Genomic DNA, 17,739 nt, shown 5'->3' with positions numbered 1-17,739 from the left:
GGTGGGGTAGTCAGGCTTCCCGCGGGCGGGGCGGGCGGAGGTCGGGGGGCTGTCCTGGCCGGTCGGCGCCGCAGCCCCCCGACCACTCCACGACAGGGCGACCCCCGCCGGGGGGGGGAGAGCGGGGGCCGCCGAACGGTCCGGCTCCGGGGGGGTAGAGCCGGCCCGTTTCCCAAGAAAGACTCGGGGAGATCTCACTCAGCTCGAGTGCCAGTTTGATCTATAGGAGAAGCAAAGTCGCCGTCTCCAGTGTAGGCAGATACAACATATGCTGCCCGATCTCCTCGACTTCCGTCGAGCGGCGAAGTCGCCGTCGGGTCACGTTTTTTCTCATCTGGTTGAGATGATCCCACTCCGGGAGTCGGGCGCCACCACCGCCCCTTCCCGACCACGCCGGGGATCCGGCGAGAAAGTCCTGGACGAGAGTGGGAGCGTACAGCAGATCTAAAGATCCCTACGGCACGGAACGAGATCACCGATATTAAGAATCGATCACACTGTGTGATCGATTCGGCGATGTGTCGGAGAAGGGCCCTTACATCCGAAATGATGCACCTCTCAGCGCGGGGTCGGCGGCACGCCGTGATGCGTCCAGGGCCACGGGAGCCGAGTCTCGGTTCCACCCTTTTTGCAAATAGGGGCTTGTCAGCTGGGCAAGCGAGGCGTAGACAGGAGCTACGGACCGAAGGTTCGGACACGGCAGCCGGGCACCCACGCGCGACCAGCCGCGGGAGGCGCGTCGTGACGGGCTTGACCCGCTCCGACGAATATGAGGAGCACGCTTGGTAACCCGGTGTGACGTGGCTGGCGACGGCGCCCCTTAGGGAGGGCGCCGTTCGCTATGAGCACCCCACCCGTTCGCTCTGAGCACCCGCCTGTGCGCTAGGCGCCTCGCGTGCGCTAGGCGCCTCGTCCGTTCGCTAGGCGTCCCGTCCGTTCGCTAGGCGTCCCGTCCGTGCGCTGGAGGTGGCATGGGTTCTCAGCCGCGGAGGAAGGCTTCGCAGATCGCCTGGGAGTCGCGGGCGGCCGCGGCGGTGGCGTCGGCGCAGTGGCGGATCCAGCCGGCCACGCCTTCCGGGGTGCCCGCGGCGTACCCGCGCAGGGCGGCGGCATAGCCGTCGGCGAGTTCGGCGTGCCCGACCTCGGGGGCCGTCAGCGACTTGGGGTCGAGGCCCCGGGCCACCAGTGTGAGCCGTGCCGCCGCGCGGGCGATGATCCCGTCCCCCCAGCCGAACGGACGCAGGGTCAGCAGCTCGCCGTGGACGACGGCCGCGACGACGAGGGCGGGGGCCTTGGTCGGCCCGGTCAGCAGGCCGCTGAGCATGTCCAGGCGGCTCGCGACCTCCTCCGGTGCTGGAGGCTCCCCGAGCCCGAGGACGTCCTTGACGGGCTGGTCCGCCCCGCGCGGCCGGCCAAGGTCGGCGCTGTCGACGGCGTCCGCGGCGGCGAGAACGTGCAGCCGCGCCAGGACCTGCCTGGGCGCCTGCCGCCAGGTCTCCGCGAGGGACCCCAGCTCTGCGGAGACCCGCAGAGCCCCCTGTACGGCCGGGTCTTTCGGGCTCTCCTCACCGCGCAGGTCCTCCAGGGTGACCGAGGCCCCTTCCAGGAACGCGGAGGCGCGGGCACCGCGCAACGCTGACTCGGTGGAGACCTCGGCACTGCGCCTACGGAGGATGCGGTGGCCCAGCAGCCGGTCCACCGCGGTACGCGTGTCGGCTACCGCGTCGGCCACTCCAGGCAGGTTCGCTACGTGTACGAGGGCATCGGCTTCGGTCACGGCCCGACCCTATGCGCTCGCTCATCCCACCCCCGCATCTGGGGTGTACCAGTAACCGAGCGTACGGATGTGTACGGATGCCTACGAAGGGTAGGGGTGGCTGGTTCCTGCCCAGAAGCGCCGGCGTCCCGGGGTGCGCACACGTGGTGAGGACTTGTGGGGCAGCACCTTCCCTGGTGAAGTGGGCTCACCGGGCGCCTTCCTCTCGCAAGCAAGGAGTACGCGTTGAGCCAGAGTCAAGAGACACTTTCCAACCTGTTGCAGGAGACGCGGCGCTTCCCTCCTCCCGCCGAACTGGCCGAGTCCGCGAACGTCAAGGCCGAGGCGTACGAGGAGGCCGCCGCCGACCGGCCGGCCTTCTGGGCCCGGCAGGCGGAGCGTCTGACCTGGGCCAAGGGCTGGGACCAGGTCCTGGACTGGAGCAACCCGCCGTTCGCCAAGTGGTTCGTGGGCGGCGAGCTGAACGTCGCGTACAACTGCGTGGACCGGCACGTGGAGGCCGGGAAGGGCGACAAGGTCGCCTTCCACTGGGAGGGTGAGCCGGGCGACAGCCGCACGATCACCTACGCCGACCTCCAGCGGGAGGTGAACAAGGCGGCGAACGCCCTGCTGGAGCTGGGCGTGCGGAAGGGTGACCGGGTCGCCGTCTACCTGCCGATGATCCCCGAGCTGCCGATCTCGATGCTGGCGTGCGCCCGCATCGGCGCGACCCACTCGGTCGTCTTCGGCGGCTTCTCCGCGGACGCGCTCCGGACCCGGATCAACGACGCCGAGGCCAAGGTGGTCATCACGGCCGACGGCGGCTACCGGCGCGGCAAGCCCTCGGCGCTCAAGCCGACCGTGGACGAGGCGGTGCAGGGGACGCCGTCGATCGAGCGCGTGCTGGTGGTGCGCCGTACCGGCGAGGAGGTCGCCGTCCACGACCGGGACGTGTGGTGGGACGACCTGGTCGAGCGGCAGAGCGAGGAGCACACCGCCGAGGCGCACGACTCCGAGCACCCGCTCTACATCCTCTACACCTCCGGTACGACGGGTAAGCCCAAGGGCATCCTGCACACCACGGGCGGTTACCTCACCCAGGTGGCCTACACGCACCACGCGGTGTTCGACCTCAAGCCGGAGGAGGACGTCTACTGGTGCTCGGCCGACATCGGCTGGGTGACCGGGCACTCGTACATCGTGTACGGGCCGCTCGCCAACGGCGCCACCAGCGTCCTCTACGAGGGCACCCCCGACACCCCGCACAAGGGCCGCTGGTGGGAGGTGATCCAGAAGTACAAGGTCACGATCTTCTACACCGCGCCCACCGCCATCCGGACGTGCATGAAGTGGGGCGACGAGATCCCCGCGGAGTTCGACCTGTCCTCGCTGCGCGTGCTCGGCAGCGTCGGCGAGCCGATCAACCCCGAGGCGTACATCTGGTACCGCGAGAACATCGGCGGCGGGCGCGTCCCGGTGGTGGACACCTGGTGGCAGACCGAGACCGGCGCCATCATGATCAGCCCGCTGCCGGGCGTGACGGCGGGCAAGCCGGGCGCGGCCATGACGTCGCTGCCGGGGATCGTCGCGGACGTGGTGGACGACCAGGGCGAGTCGGTGCCGAACGGCGGCGGCGGGTTCCTGGTGGTCAAGGAGCCGTGGCCGTCGATGCTGCGCACCATCTGGGGCGACGACGAGCGGTTCGTCAAGACCTACTGGTCCCGGTTCGAGGGGATGTACTTCGCCGGGGACGGCGCCAAGAAGGACGAGGACGGCGACCTCTGGCTGCTCGGCCGGGTGGACGACGTCATGCTCGTGTCGGGCCACAACATCTCCACGACCGAGGTGGAGTCGGCGCTGGTGTCGCACCCCAAGGTGGCCGAGGCGGCGGTGGTCGGCGCGACCGACCCGGTGACCGGGCAGGCCATCGTTTCGTTCGTGATCCCGCGCGGCAACGCCGGCGGTGACGTGGACGGCGAGGACTTCCTCAAGGAACTGCGCGAACACGTCGCGCGGACGCTCGGCCCGATCGCCAAGCCCCGCCAGATCATGATCGTCCCGGAGCTGCCCAAGACCCGGTCCGGCAAGATCATGCGCCGGCTGCTGCGCGATGTCGCCGAGAACCGCAGCATCGGGGACGTCACCACGCTGGCCGACAGCACGGTGATGGACCTCATCTCCGAGAAGCTGCCCAGCGCCAAGTCCGAGGACTGATCCGAGAACTGATTCCTGGGACTGATCCCAGGGACTCATTCCGGGCGCTTACGGGGCGTACGGCGACGCGAGCACGGCGAGTACGCGAGGTCGCCGTACGCCCCTTCCGGCCTTCCTGCCGGCCGCCCGTACCCGGTCCGCCGCGTACGGGCGGCCGCCTGTTCATCGCGCGAGAGCCGTACCGGTTTCACCGTTTCACTGTTGATCGGCGGTTTGACCTATACCGACCCCGCACAATTCGAGAGAGTGACGGCAGCGGTCCTGATCGCGAGCCCGCTCGCCTCGGCGGCCGCCACCATCGTCTTCCGGAGACGGGTGCGCCGGCGAGCACGCGCGGGCGGCCCCGGCCGGCCGGCGGATCGCGTCCGGACGGTACGGGGAACGGGGAACGGCGGCGGCACACCGCCCGGCGCCGCCCGTACCGCCTGGCACGACCTGCCCGGCCTGCCAGGACCTGGCACGACCTGTCAGGACCTGGCACCGCCTGGCACCACCTGGCCGCCTCACGCCCGCCCCGGATGTACGGGCCGGAACGTGCGTAAGGACACATCCGGATCACCGAAGGTGAGCCCGGGTGGCCCGACCGATCGCCCGGCTGACAGGCTGTGAGGCCCGTCCTGATGGCCGGGACCCTGGAAGGAGAGAGCGATATGTCCGAGGCACTGCCGGGCGAGCGCACCGAGGACAAGTCCCTCGGTGAGCTGGTCGCGCTGGCGTCGAGCAACGTCTCCGACCTGGTCAGAGCGGAGATCGATCTGGCCAAGCTGGAACTCAAGGCGGACGCCAAGAAGGCCGCGCTGGGCGGCGTCATGTTCAGCATCGCGGGACTGATCGCCGGGCTGATCGTGATCCTGCTCTCGATCGCCGCGGCGTACGGCCTGGTCGCGGTGGGGATCTGGCACTGGGCGGCGTTCCTCATCGTCGCCGGGGCCTACCTGCTGCTGGCGCTGGTGCTGCTCGGCATCGGGTACCTGCGCATCAAGAAGATCGACGGTGCCAAGCGCACCCGCGCGTCGTTGAAGAACGACCTGACCATGCTGCGTCATCGCGGCGACTCGGACACCCCCGCCCTGACGGACTGACGGACATGCGCGCGCGTGATTCGTCCGTCGTCGACGTCGACGGACCGTGGACCCATCGGGCGGTCAGCGCCGGGGGCACGCGCTTCCATGTGGTGGAGGCGGGTGAGGGGCCCCTCGTCCTGCTGCTGCACGGCTTCCCGGAGTTCTGGTGGTCGTGGCACAACCAGCTCGTGTCGCTGCCGGCCGCGGGTTTCCGCGCCGTGGCCGTGGATCTGCGCGGATACGGGGGGAGCGACAAGCCTCCCCGCGGGTACGACCTGGTGACCCTGGCCGGGGACGCGGCCGGGCTCGTCCGGGCCCTCGGCGAGGCGAACGCCATCGTCGTCGGCCATGACTGGGGCGGGCTCCTCGCCTGGACGATGGCGGTCTACCACCCCAAGGTCGTGCAGCGCCTCGCCATCGTGAGCGCGCCCCACCCGTTGCGGCTGCGCCAAGCCATCCGCAGCGATCCCCGGGGGCAGGGCTGGGCGGCACGGCACACCTTCGGCTACCAGCTGCCGCTGTGGCCCGAACGCCGCCTCATACGGGACGACGCCGCGCTCGTGGGCCGTCTCCTGCACGCGTGGTCCGGCCCCGGCTGGCCCGACGAACGCACCGAACGTCTCGTCAGGCGTGCGATGCAGATCCCTGGCACCGTCCACTGCGCGCTGGAGTACCACCGGTGGCTCGTCCGTTCGCAGCCACGCCCTGACGGGATCCGGTACGCGCACCGCATGCGCACCCCCATCCAGGTGCCCACCCTCCAGCTGCACGGCTCCCTGGACCCCTGCACCCTCCCCGCCAGCGCGCAGGGGTCAGGACGTTATGTGGCCGCGCCGTACCGCTGGAAGCTCATAGACGGCGCCGGTCACTTCCCCCATCAGGAACGCCCGCGCGCCTTCGACTCGCAACTTCTCGGGTGGCTGGAGGACCCGGAACCCGAACGCTGAACTTCCCCCTTTGACTCCCCCGATGTTCGCTGCGGGACCCTCCGCGTCCCCTGCAGAGCCCCCGCGTTCCCTGTGGGCCCCCTCTGTTCCCTGCGCCCTCTCTGCGTTCCCTGCGACCTCTCTGAGCGAACCCCTCGTTCGCGGGGCCAGAATGGGCTCATGCGGGATCGGGACGAAGCAGGGCGGCCACGTAACGCACGGCCACGCGACGCGTACGGACGTCCACTGCCGCGAGGGGCCACCGGGGTGCCCACGATGCCCGAGGACCTCTCCCTGCCGCCCGGAGAGGCTCTGGAGGAGGCTCAGCGGCTCCTGGACGCCGATAGACCGTTCCACGCGCACGAGGTCCTCGAAGCCGCCTGGAAGGACGCGCCTCCGGCCGAACGGGAACTATGGCGCGGTCTCGCCCAGATCGCCGTAGGGGTGACCCACCTGCGCCGCGGCAACGGCCCGGGAGCACAGGCCCTCCTGGAACGCGCCGCCGAACGCGTCGAGCCCTACGCCGCCGACTCCCCGTACGGCATCGACGTCAACGGCGTCGCCGACGAGGCCCGCCGCGTGGCCGCGCGTGCCGCCGAAGGTGCCGGGCCAGGCCTCCCCTTGCGGTTCCGGCTCACCCGTACGCCACCGGACGCCTGACGGCTGACGGCTGACGGCTGCCGCACCGCCACTGTCGCCCCGCCCGCCGCCGCACCGCCCGCCGCCGTACCGCCACTGATGCACCACCACACCGCCACTGCCGCACCACTAGGACCTCGTCCCGGAGCAGCCCTCCAAGCGTCAGTCAGAGCACTTCTGGGTGGAGACGGGCGCCGTGCTGCTGGCGCCCAGGCGCGCGTCCGGAGCGACCTCGTGGGCGGTGAGCGCGTAACCGGTCGCCGGGGCGTCCAGAGCGGCCGCGAAGATCACACCGTAGACGCTGCCGTCGCGGGCGAGCAGCGGGCCACCGGAGTTGCCCGGCTCGACCGTCCCGCGGATGGCGTAGATCTCACGGCTGACCTGGCCGGCGTGGTAGATGTCCGGCCCCTTGGCGGTCTGCCGGGCCCGGACCCGGGCCGCGCTCGCGGTGAACGGGTGGTTCTTGGGGAAACCTGCGATGATCGCGTCGTCGCGGACCCGCGCGGGGCCGGCGAACTTCAGCGGCGGAGCGTCCAGGCCCGGGACGTGCAGGACGGCGATGTCGCGCTTGGGGTCGTACAGGACGACCCGGCCGCGGTCACGGTCACCGCTCAGCGAGGCGATGACCGACTGGCCGCGGGCGCCCGCCACCACGTGCGCGTTGGTCATCACGCGCTCGGGGGCGTACACGAAACCGGTGCCCTCGATCTTGCGCTGGCACTCGGGGGCGGTACTGACGACCTTGACGATGCTGCGCTTGGCGGCCTGCAGCGCCGGGGTGTCCAGGATGGCGTCGTCGGGCGGCGGCACCTCGACCACCGACTCCCCGCCCAGCCCGTTGAAGACCTGCGGGAACTCGCTGCTCTTCACGAACCCCTGGAACGAGGCGAACCAGCTCTGGGCCTGGGTCGGCATCATGTCGTTGATGCCGTTGATGATCGTGGACGCCTTGACCTGCGTGCGGACCGGCCGGAACTCGGAGTTGGCCACCAGGGTGCCGAAGAACCAGGCGACGATCAGCAGCGACAGCGCGCTGACCACGGCACCTCCGGCGGCGTCGGCCGCCCGCGCGTTGATGCCGGTCACCCTGTTGCGCAGTACGGCGCCCACCGAGGACGCGATCAGCTGCCCGAGAGTGGCCGACAGGAACGCGATGACGATCGCCAGCAGCGCCTGCTGGGCGGCGCCGTCCACGGCAGCCTCGGCTATCGGCGGCGAGATCAGGACGCCGACGACGCCACCGCCGACAAAGCCCCCGAAGCTCAACAGGCTCACGATGAAGCCCTGCCGGTAGCCCGAGACCGCGAAGAGCACAACGAGCACGAGCAGTATCAGGTCCAGAAGGTGGTCGCCCAGCACCGCTTCACCGTATAGCGCGTGGACCCCTCCGCACGTCCCCTCGGTGTACCAGATTCCGCGCACTCAGGTAGCCACGGGGGGCGATGCGGAACGATCACGAAGCGCGCACGCGGCACGACCACCCGTCCCCGCCAGGCACGATTCCGCCCCACGCGCCCCTCCAGGTGCCGGTCAACAACACAGTGGGAGACAACCCCCACACCCCCGAGAAACACAGACTGACCAGCACCCTCCACTCCGCTGGCGCTCCGCTCCGGGTGCCGGTCAGTCCCGCGCAGCGAGATCGAGCACCTCGGAGGGGAGGTCCTCAACGTGATCGGCGTTCCAGGGGCGGTTCCAGCCGCCCGCGTCGAGCACCTGGGTGAGCAGGCCGGCCGTGAAGCCCCACACCAGCATGCCCCGGACGCGGAAGGCGGGGCCGAACCTGAGCCCGGAGGGGTGCCGTACGGTCAGGCGGTTCGCCGGATCGACCAGCTCGGCGATCGGGACGCGGGCCACCATGGCGACCTCTCCCGGATGGCCCGGCGCGATGTCGGACGGCTCCCGCCACCACGCGGCCACGGGGGTGACCAGGTGGCGGCTGTGCGGCAGGTACAGCTCCGGCAGCGTGGCCATGACATCCACGCCCGCGGGCCTCACCCCGGCCTCCTCCCACGCCTCCCGGAGCGCGGCGCCGACCGGCCCGTCGTCCTCGGGGTCGATGCGCCCGCCGGGGAACGCGGGTTGCCCGGCGTGCGCAGCCAGCGTGGCGGCCCGTTCGGTGAGCAGGATGTCGGGGCCCTCCGGACCCTCGCCGAACAGGATCAGCACCGCCGCCGCCCTCGCCTCCCCATCGGGGGGCTCCAGGACGGACGGGACGGTCAGGTGCGGAGCCGCCGCACGGAAACGGTCGAGCCACGCTGGAACGGGCGGGGGGTGGTCGGTCACGCCTTACCTCAACCCCGCCGCACCGCAGTTGCTTCCCAGAGCCTTCACCCGCGAGCGCTGCGGGCGCCCCGGGCGCGGCGGGCGTTCCGGCGATTGAACGATCATGAGAACGGCCCCTCCTTGACCAGCTTGCCCGCCGTCACCTCGTCGATCGGCCCCTCGCCGAAGGACGGGCAGAGGCGGGCCACCGGGCAGGCCCCGCAGGCGGGCCGCCGGGAATGGCAGATCCGGCGGCCGTGCCAGATCAGCCGGTGCGACAGCATCGTCCAGTCCTTGCGCGGGATCAGCTCGGCGACCACCCGCTCCACCTTCACCGGGTCGGTCTCGTCGGTCCAGCCGAACCGGCGGGCCAGCCGGCCGAAGTGGGTGTCGACGGTGATCCCGGGGACGTCGAACGCGTTGCCGAGCACCACGTTGGCGGTCTTGCGGCCCACTCCGGGCAGGCTCACGAGCTCATCGAGGCTGCCCGGGACCTCCCCGTCGAAGCGTTCGCACAGGTCATGCCCGAGTTTCATAATATTGTTGGCCTTGGCCCGGAAGAATCCGGTCGGCTGGACCAACGTCTCGAGCTCTTCACGGTCCGCGGCGGCGTAGTCCTCCGCCGTCCGGTACCGGGTGAAGAGAGCCGGTGTGACCGCGTTCACCCGACGGTCCGTACACTGGGCGGACAGGATCGTGGCGACCAGCAGCTCGAGCGGATTGGTGAAGTCCAGCTCGCAGTGAGCGTCGGGGTAGAACGCGGCGAGCTCGCGGTTGATCCGCCGGGCACGGCGGACCAGAGCGAGGCGCGTCTCCGCCCGAGGCCGGGGCTTGCGGGGCGCCGTCACGGAGGCGGGGCTACCGTTGCGAGGCACGTGGGCAAGGGTACGTCCTCGGCCCCCCGTCCGGCGCGTCGCAGGCCCTGCCTTCACGTACGCGGTGGGACGTACGTCACACTATGTATGTAGGTGTTCGAGGAGGAAAGCGTGACCGACCGCGACGTGGACGTTCTGAGCAGGGCTCCGTTGTTCGAGGCACTCGACGAGCAGGGCGCCAAGGCGCTGCGCGCCAACGTGACGGAGTTGCGGCTGGCACGCGGCCAGACGCTCTTCAACGAGGGTGAGACCGGCGACCGGCTGTACGTGGTGCTGGACGGCAAGATCAAGCTGACCAGGGCCGCCCCGGACGGCCGGGAGAACCTGCTCAGCGTGCTCGGCCCGAGCGAGATGTTCGGCGAGCTGTCGCTGTTCGACCCCCGTCCGCGCACGGCCAGCGCGATCGCGGTGACCGAGTGCCGGCTGGCCGGGCTGGGGCACGACGACCTGCGTCCGTGGCTCACCGGCCACCCCGAGGTCGCCGTCCAGCTGCTGCGCGCCCTCGCCCAGCGACTGCGCCGGACCAACGACGTGATGGCCGACCTGGTGTTCACCGATGTCCCCGGGCGTGTCGCCAAGCAGCTGCTCGACCTGGCCGAGCGTTTCGGCCAGCCGTCGGAGGCCGGGCTGCACGTCCACCACGACCTCACCCAGGAGGAGCTGGCCCAGCTCGTCGGCGCCTCCCGGGAGACCGTCAACAAGGCACTCGCCGACTTCGCGCAGCGCAACTGGCTGCGGATCGAGGCGCGGGCCGTGGTCATCCTCGACATCGAACGGCTCCGCAAGCGCTCCAAGTGACCGCGGACGCAGCGACGCAGCGGACGCGGCGGACGCGGCGCAGCGGACGCGGCGGACGGTCAGACCGCCGGCCCCCGCCCGGCGGACAGAACGCGCCCTGCGGCCAGACGACGGGCGGCCACCCGACCGATCACGCGACCTACGGCCAGGCAAACCACAGCCAGGTGAACGACGGCAGGGCGACGGGCGGCCTGGTGGGCGGGCACGCGACCGGCGGTCAGGAGCGCTCGTTCAGGTAGTCGAGCTGGGACTGCACGGACCACTCGGCGGCCGGCCAGAGCGACTTGTCGACGTCCGCGTACACCCGGGCGACCACCTCCTTGGCGGTGCGGGCGCCCGCCTCGACCGCCGCCTCGACCTGGGCGAGCCGTTCCCGGCGGTGGGTGATGTAGTGGTCGAGCGCGCCGATGGGGTCGTCGAGCTTGGGCCCGTGCCCGGGCAGGATCGTGGCCGCCTCGACGTCCTCGGAGAACCGCCGCAGCCGGTCCAGGGAGCTCAGGTAGTCGCCGAGCCTGCCTTCGAGGACCGTCGTCCCGTACCCCAGCACGGTGTCCCCGGTCAGGACGGCGCGGTCGGCCGGGAGCCAGAACGTCAGCGAGTCGTTGGAATGGCCGGGGGTCTCCATGACGCGCAGTTCCAGGCCCCCGGTGATGATGACGTCCCCCTCGGCCAGGCCCTCGTCGCCGAGGCGGTGCCGGGGATCCAGCGCCCGCACCGGGACGCCCGAGCCGCCCCTGCCGCCAGCACCACCTGCACCGCCCGCGCCGCCGGAGGCCGCTGCTGCTGCGAGCTCGGCGAACTTCTTGGCCCCGGCGGAATGGTCCGGATGCCCGTGGGTGAGGAGAACCTGGCCTACCCGGCGCCCCTGCGCCGTGATCGCGTCCACCACGCGCCTGAGGTGAACGCCGTCCTTGGGGCCGGGATCGATGACCACGACCTCCTCGGCGCCCGGCTCCCCGATCACCCAGGTGTTGGTGCCGTCCAGCGTCATCGCGGACGGATTGGGCGCCAGCCAGCAGGTCGCCCGTTCCGTACCCATTCCGTCGATATCGCTCATTTGCCCCATCCTGCCCGACGGTCGATCGGGGTGACGGCCCGGGTTCCACCCCAGCCGTTCCAGGCGCCGCGGCACCGAGGTCCCCGCCAGCCGCCACAGCAGGACGCGGGACAGCGGCATGCTCCGGTGGCGGCGGGGAGACATTCGGATCACCCCTGCGGGTAGTGCCGCTCGGTGCCCTCGGGGAGGACGAGGTAGGCGTCGCCGTCGATGATCTCGGCCTGCGGCTCGTGCACCACGATCTCGCGCGGCGCGGCCAGCACGTCGGCGACCGTCTCGTACGCGCTCAGCTCGTCCAGCGTGGCCAGGGTGGGCGGCATGAGGAACCACTCGCCCGCCCGGGCCCGTTCGACCGCCTCGGCGGGCCGGACCCACGCCACCTGGTCGGCCTCGGTGCTGACGTCCCGGGCGCGCTGCCCGTCCGGCATCCCGGCGACGAAGAACCGGGTGTCGTACCGTTTGGGCTCGATCGCCGGCGTGATCCAGTGCGCCCACGGGCGGAGCAGGTCCGCGCGGAGCACCAGGCCGCGCCGGTCCAGGAACCGCGCGAACGACAGCGAACGGTCCAGCAGGGCCTGCCGGTCGGCCTCCCACTCGTCGCCCCGGGTGTCGTCCACCACGGTCGAACCGGTGGGACCGGCGAGCAGGACCAGCGTCTCCTCGAAGGTCTCGCGCACCGCCGCGCAGACCAGCTCACGCGCGAGCGTCTCCCCGGCCTTGAACGCCCGGCCCCATTCCTCGGGGGGCGGCCCGGACCAGGCGAGCGCGGCCTCGCCGTCGCGCGGGTCCACCGACCCGCCGGGGAAGACGTAGGCGCCGGGGGCGAAGGCCATGGAGGCGACCCGCCTGAGCAGGAACGCCTGGAGGCCGTGCCGGTCGTGGTCGCGCAGCACGACGACCGTGGCCGCGTCACGCGGGGCCACCGGGCTGAGCCGCCCGGCCCGGATCTCCTCGACCCGTTCCCGAAGCTCCGGGGGGAGCCTGAGCCCGTTCACCATCGCCCACCCTCACGTGTGATCCTCATGGCGGCCAATTCGGACATACCGAATGGCATTCCGTCAAGCCCGGACAGTCACCGGACGGCCACCCGACGGCCACGGGCGGGCAGCCACGGGCGGGCGGTGCCCGGGCAGGCGGCGTGCACGGCCCGCCGTGGGAAGGCGTACGACCCAACGCGATCCCACGGCGGGCACCGGCGGACGGCGCGTCGTCCGCGCTCGGGGCCGGGGTCTCAGGAGACCTCGGCGATCAGCTCCACCTCGACCGGCACGTTGCGCGGCAGCACGGCCACGCCCACGGCGCTGCGCGCGTGCGTACCGGCGGACCCGAAGATCTCACCCAGCAGGTCGCTGGCCCCGTTGATCACCTGCGGCTGGCCGTAGAAGTCGGGCGCGCTGGCCACGAAGCCGACGACCTTCACGATCCGCGCGACCCGCGACAGCTCGCCGACCTCGGCCTTGAGGGCCGCGACGCAGTTGAGCGCGCAGACGCGGGCCTGCTCGACCGCCTGGTCGAGGTCCACCTCGGCGCCGACCTTGCCGAACACGTGCAGCTCGCCCTTGACGAACGGAACCTGTCCCGAGGTGTACACCAGCGACCCGGTGCGCATCGTGGGCACGTACGACGCCAGCGGCGCCACGACCTCGGGCAGCTCCAGTCCGAGCTCGCGGACGCGCTCCTCGGGGGTGCTCGCCATCACTGCTCCAGTTCGCGCTTGAAGTAGGCCACGAGGTTCTCCGGGTTCGGCCCCGGCAGCACGGTGACGAGCTCCCACCCGTCCTGGCCCCAGTTGTCAAGGATCTGCTTGGTCGCATGGACCAGCAGGGGAACGGTCGCGTACTCCCACTTCTTCATGGCGCTCAGCCTAGCGATCCGATCTCTCCGCGCGCGTCGCGTCCCGGCCGACGGAACGGCCGACGGAACGGCCGTCCCCAGCGGGCCGTTCGGCCACCTCTCGGCAGGGTCGCCGTCGTGGCGGCGGCGCGCGCAGCTCGATCAGGATCATCGAGGCCCCTTCGGCGCTCATGATCTCCAACCCCTGGTGCGCCGGGCACCCGCTCGGCTCCGGCGCCGCCGGCCCGCGGCCCGGGCCGCACGTCGAGTCGGTGGGCCGGGGTCAGGATTCGCGGTCCGCCGGCGGCTCCGCGGGCTGCCCGGGCTGCCGCTGGGCGGGTCCGTCCAGCGGGTGGGCCGGAGGCCGTTCGCCCGCTTCCAGGCCGGGCGGTGTCTCGCCTGCCCCGGCGGGCCCGGACACCTCGCGCGCCTCCTCGGAGCCGCGCTTCCCGCCCTTGGACGCGCCCTCCGGCTCGCCCTCGGACGCGCCCCTGGACTCGCTCTTCGGCGTGCTCTTGGATCCGGGCGCGTCCAGCCCGATCACCGGGGGAACGTCCTGCGGCGATTCGAGCGTGGACGGCTGCTCCGCCGCCAGGGCCAGATCCTCCTCGGCCTTGGCGAGCCGTTCGCGCAGATCGGTCCGCTCGGCCGGCCGGCCGGCCTCCGCGGTCCCGCCGCTCATCTTGTCGAAGAACCTGAGGATCTCCACCGGCAGCGGCATGACCAGGGTGCTGTTCTTCTCGGCCGACACCTCGACGACGGTCTGCAGCATGCGCAGCTGCAGCGCGGCCGGGTCCTGCGACATGATCTCGGCCGCCGCGGCCAGCCGCTTGGACGCCTGGAACTCGCCGTCCGCGGTGATGATGCGGGCGCGCCGCTCCCGCTCGGCCTCGGCCTGGCGGGCCATGGAACGCTTCATGCCCTCCGGCAGCGAGACGTCCTTGATCTCGACCCGCTCGATCCGGATGCCCCACGGCGCGTCGGTGATCTCGTCCATGATCCGGCGCAGCCGCGCGTTGATCTTCTCCCGCTCACCGAGCAGCTCCTGCATGTCGGTCTGCCCGATGACGGAACGCAGCGACGTCTGGCCGATCTGGGAGACCGCGTACCCGTAGTTCTGCACGTTGACGATCGCCTTCACCGGGTCGATCACCCGGATGTAGACGACCGCGTCGACCCGGACGCTCACGTTGTCCTGGGTGATCCCCTCCTGGGCGGGCACGTTCATCGTGACCGTCTGCTGGCTGACCTTCTGCATCCGTTCCATGATCGGCACGATGAACGTCAGCCCGGGACGGCGGACCGCGCCGGGCCTGAGCCGCCCCTCCCGCTGCACCTGGCCGAACCGGAACACGATGCCGTTCTCGAACTGCTGCACGACCCGTACCGACGCCGCGGCGCCGAGGAACGCGAGGATCGCGACGACGATGATGACGATGACTACCGCTTCCATCACGGGCACCTTCCACGCGATGCGGCTGAGCCCTTCCAGGGCCCAGGCCGGCCGGTCTCCAGGCTGGGGAGACCCGGCCCGGTGACCGGTCGCACGTTTCCTAGCTAACCTCGTGGGAACGGCCGAAACAACGGTCCGGAACATCACTCTCCGTGGCGTTCACGGCACCGTGTCAGGAATCACTTGCATGAGTCCGGACACCCTCTGAAGTCCTTGCCGAGCGAACGATATGGTCGATCGGGTGAGCGCGAGAGACACCGACTGGGACGGCGTACGCCTCCATGTGGTCACGGGCAAGGGCGGCACCGGGAAGACCACCGTCGCCGCCGCCCTCGCCCTTGCGCTGGCCGCCGGCGGCCGGAAGGTCCTGCTGGTCGAGGTGGAGGGGCGGCAGGGCATCGCCCAGCTGTTCGACTGCCCGCCCCTGCCGTACGAGGAGCGCAGGGTGGCGGTCGCCCCGGACGGCGGTGACGTCTACGCGCTCGCGATCGACACCGAAGAGGCGCTGCTCGAATACCTGGAGATGTTCTACAGCCTCAAGCGGGCGGGCAAGGCCATGACCAAGCTCGGTGTCGTCGACTTCGTCACCACCATCGCCCCCGGGCTGCGGGACGTGATCCTCACCGGCAAGACCAGCGAGGCCGTCCGCCGCCGCGAGAAGGACGGCTCGTTCGTCTACGACGCGGTGGTCATGGACGCCCCGCCCACCGGCCGGATCACCAAGTTCCTCAACGTCAACGACGAGGTGTCCGGGCTGGCGAAGGTCGGCCCCGTGCGCAACCACGCCGACACGGTGATGAAGGTGGTGCGGAGCCCCGAGACCGCGGTCCACTTCGTCACCCTCCTGGAGGAGATGCCCGTCCAGGAGACGATGGACGGCGTCCACGACCTCACCGAGGCGGGACTGCCCGTCGGCGGGGTCATGGTCAACATGGAGCACCCGCCGATGCTGTCCGACGGCGACCTGGCCAGGGCCACCGCGGACGGACTCGACCTGGACGAGATCGTCCGCGGCGTGAAGGCGGCCGGACTGGAGAGCGACGCCGAGTCGATCGCCGCCGCGCTGGCCGCCGAGGGCGTCGACCACGCCCGCCGCACCGCGATGCAGCGGCGGGAGAAGGAACGGCTGGAGTCGATCGACCGGCCGCGCTACACGCTGCCCCTGCTGTCGGACGGCATGGACCTCGCCGGCCTGTACGACCTGGCCGAGGCCCTCCGCGACCAGGGAGCCGCATGAGCCCCGCGCCCGGCCGGCGGCCCGGCCCGGGACGCGCCGGCGGGAGCCGGAGCGGATGGAACCACAGGAGCCGGGGCGGCCGGACCAGCGGCGGCCCCGCCGTGAACGGAAGACGCTGCCCGTGATGAGCCCGACCGCCAAGACACCCTCCGGGAAGACCCCGTCCGGCAAGAACCCGTCGGTCAGGGGCGCCTCCGGCAGGGGCCCGTCCGCGAAGACCCCGCCGGTCCTGGACGTGGACGCGCTGATCGACGACCCGCGCACGAAGATCGTCGTGTGCTGCGGCTCCGGCGGCGTCGGCAAGACCACCACCGCGGCCGCCCTGGGAGTGCGGGCCGCCGAGCGCGGCCGGGACGTCGTCGTCCTCACCGTCGACCCGGCCCGGCGGCTGGCCCAGTCGATGGGGCTGTCCGAGCTGGACAACAACCCGCGCCGGATCGAGATCGACGGCGACGGCGAGCTGCACGCCATGATGCTCGACATGAAGCGCACCTTCGACGAGATCGTCGAGGCGCACGCCGACCCGGACCGGGCCAAGCAGATCCTGGCCAACCCCTTCTACCAGTCGCTGTCCTCCAGCCTCTCGGGCACGCAGGAGTACATGGCGATGGAGAAGCTGGGGCAGCTGCACCGCTCCGGCGCCTGGGACCTGATCATCGTGGACACCCCGCCGTCCCGGAACGCGCTGGACTTCCTGGACGCGCCCGAGCGCATGGGCCGCTTCCTGGACGGCCGCTTCATGAAGCTCCTGGCGGCCCCGGCCAAGACCGGCGGCCGGTTCGGCGTCAAGGTCATCAGCGCCGGCTTCGGCATGTTCACCGGCGCGATCAACAAGGTGCTCGGCGTCCAGCTGCTGCGCGACGTGCAGACCTTCGTGGCGGCCTTCGACACGATGTTCGGCGGCTTCCGCGAGCGCGCCGAGAAGACGTTCAGGCTCCTCCAGACGCCCGGCACCGCCTTCCTCGTGGTCGCCGCCCCCGAGCCGGACGCGCTGCGCGAGGCGTCGTACTTCGTGGAGCGCCTGGCCGAGGAGCGGATGCCGCTCGCGGGGCTGGTCGTCAACCGGGTGCACGAGACCGCCGGTGACGTTCTCTCGGCCGCGCGCAGCCAGGCCGCGGCCGAGAACCTGGAGGAACGCGGCGACCACCCGCTGACCGCGGCGCTGCTCCGCCTGCACACCGACCGGATGCAGGTCGCCGCCCGCGAGGAACGGCTGCGCGAGCACTTCGCGTCCACCCACCCCACGGTGCCGATCACCGCCGTCCCGGCCCAGGCCGAGGACGTCCACGATCTGGAGGGCCTGCGCCGCGTCGGGGCGGACCTCTCCGCCCGCACCACCGCCGCCTGACCACCGCCGCCCGGCAAGCGCCGCGCCCCGAGGCCGCCACTTGTCGCCTGGGCGCCTGGCGCCTGCGCGCCTGCCGCGCAAACCTCGCGCGGTACGCGGACCCCAGGGACAAATCACCCCCAGATGGGGCAACCTCGGACTAAACGCCTCCCCCTGGCCGCATGTGGCCACAGCGAGTTACGGCCTCGACTACCGGCACATATGGCCACCCGATACCCCAGCAGAAAGGGCTGGGAGAGGGCCCGGACATGAACGTGGGCCCGCACCACATCCC

General features: G+C 71.4%; 16 protein-coding genes. 7 read left to right on the top strand and 9 right to left on the bottom strand.

The features are described 5' to 3' along the window. Positions 1 to 979 precede the first annotated feature (979 nt). A complete protein-coding gene (locus IW256_RS32700; RefSeq protein WP_307829257.1) occupies positions 980 to 1,732 on the bottom strand; it encodes a Fic family protein in 753 nt (250 codons plus the stop codon). Between the two features lie 270 nt (positions 1,733 to 2,002). Here IW256_RS32700 and acs point away from each other — a divergent pair, with 270 nt between their 5' ends. From acs to IW256_RS32680, 4 genes are all read left to right on the top strand, one after another. After that, positions 2,003 to 3,970: an acetate--CoA ligase gene (acs, locus tag IW256_RS32695; RefSeq protein WP_197014613.1), complete on the top strand. Its 1,968-nt coding sequence runs from the start codon at positions 2,003 to 2,005 to the stop codon at positions 3,968 to 3,970. Between the two features lie 650 nt (positions 3,971 to 4,620). Then, positions 4,621 to 5,052, top strand: coding sequence for a phage holin family protein (locus IW256_RS32690; RefSeq protein ID WP_197014612.1), 432 nt, complete (start codon positions 4,621 to 4,623; stop codon positions 5,050 to 5,052). Between the two features lie 5 nt (positions 5,053 to 5,057). Next, positions 5,058 to 5,981, top strand: a complete 924-nt coding sequence (locus tag IW256_RS32685) for an alpha/beta fold hydrolase (RefSeq protein WP_197014611.1) — start codon at positions 5,058 to 5,060, stop codon at positions 5,979 to 5,981. A 255-nt stretch (positions 5,982 to 6,236) separates the two neighbouring features. Further along, entirely contained in the window at positions 6,237 to 6,620 is a 384-nt protein-coding gene (locus IW256_RS32680) for a DUF309 domain-containing protein (protein ID WP_231404025.1), read from the top strand. Between the two features lie 141 nt (positions 6,621 to 6,761). On the opposite strand, the gene IW256_RS32675 is transcribed toward IW256_RS32680, so the two are convergent. The 3 genes from IW256_RS32675 to nth form a co-directional block, all read right to left on the bottom strand. After that, positions 6,762 to 7,958: a MarP family serine protease gene (locus IW256_RS32675; RefSeq protein ID WP_197014609.1), complete on the bottom strand. Its 1,197-nt coding sequence runs from the start codon at positions 7,956 to 7,958 to the stop codon at positions 6,762 to 6,764. 264 nt (positions 7,959 to 8,222) lie between these two features. After that, positions 8,223 to 8,885 carry an NUDIX hydrolase gene (locus tag IW256_RS32670; protein ID WP_197014608.1) on the bottom strand — a complete coding sequence of 221 codons (663 nt, stop codon included), beginning with the start codon at positions 8,883 to 8,885 and terminating at the stop codon, positions 8,223 to 8,225. Positions 8,886 to 8,986: 101 nt separating this feature from the next. Then, positions 8,987 to 9,739, bottom strand: a complete 753-nt coding sequence (gene nth / locus IW256_RS32665) for an endonuclease III (protein WP_307829256.1) — start codon at positions 9,737 to 9,739, stop codon at positions 8,987 to 8,989. Between the two features lie 111 nt (positions 9,740 to 9,850). Between nth and IW256_RS32660 the strand changes: the two genes are divergently transcribed. Beyond that, positions 9,851 to 10,537, top strand: coding sequence for a Crp/Fnr family transcriptional regulator (locus IW256_RS32660; RefSeq protein WP_197014607.1), 687 nt, complete (start codon positions 9,851 to 9,853; stop codon positions 10,535 to 10,537). Between the two features lie 217 nt (positions 10,538 to 10,754). Here IW256_RS32660 and IW256_RS32655 read toward each other — a convergent pair whose 3' ends face one another. From IW256_RS32655 to IW256_RS32635, 5 genes are all read right to left on the bottom strand, one after another. After that, complete coding sequence (locus tag IW256_RS32655) at positions 10,755 to 11,594, bottom strand: MBL fold metallo-hydrolase (RefSeq protein WP_231404024.1); 840 nt, start codon at positions 11,592 to 11,594, stop codon at positions 10,755 to 10,757. Positions 11,595 to 11,743: 149 nt separating this feature from the next. Then, positions 11,744 to 12,592 (bottom strand): NUDIX hydrolase, encoded by an 849-nt coding sequence (locus IW256_RS32650; protein WP_197014606.1) that lies wholly within the window; start codon positions 12,590 to 12,592, stop codon positions 11,744 to 11,746. Between the two features lie 233 nt (positions 12,593 to 12,825). Then, on the bottom strand, positions 12,826 to 13,290 hold the full coding sequence (locus IW256_RS32645) for a RidA family protein (protein WP_197014605.1): 465 nt from the start codon (positions 13,288 to 13,290) through the stop codon (positions 12,826 to 12,828). Continuing rightward, entirely contained in the window at positions 13,290 to 13,448 is a 159-nt protein-coding gene (locus IW256_RS32640; RefSeq protein WP_019633547.1) for a Sp36 family protein, read from the bottom strand. Before IW256_RS32640 ends, IW256_RS32645 begins: the two co-directional genes overlap by 1 nt. Before the next feature lie 262 nt (positions 13,449 to 13,710). Beyond that, on the bottom strand, positions 13,711 to 14,880 hold the full coding sequence (locus IW256_RS32635; RefSeq protein WP_231404023.1) for a slipin family protein: 1,170 nt from the start codon (positions 14,878 to 14,880) through the stop codon (positions 13,711 to 13,713). Between the two features lie 241 nt (positions 14,881 to 15,121). Between IW256_RS32635 and bagA the strand changes: the two genes are divergently transcribed. After that, the gene (gene bagA, locus IW256_RS32630) at positions 15,122 to 16,117 is read left to right on the top strand and encodes an ATPase BagA (protein WP_307829255.1); all 996 of its coding nucleotides are present in this window, start codon (positions 15,122 to 15,124) and stop codon (positions 16,115 to 16,117) included. A gap of 124 nt (positions 16,118 to 16,241) precedes the next feature. Next, positions 16,242 to 17,465 (top strand): ATPase BagB, encoded by a 1,224-nt coding sequence (gene bagB / locus IW256_RS32625; protein WP_231404022.1) that lies wholly within the window; start codon positions 16,242 to 16,244, stop codon positions 17,463 to 17,465. Positions 17,466 to 17,739: the final 274 nt, after the last annotated feature.

It is taken from the genome of Actinomadura viridis (assembly GCF_015751755.1).
Lineage (GTDB): Bacteria > Actinomycetota > Actinomycetes > Streptosporangiales > Streptosporangiaceae > Spirillospora > Spirillospora viridis.
The sequence above is the reverse complement of the archived record's forward strand: the minus strand, read 5'-3'. Positions and strand labels throughout refer to the sequence as shown.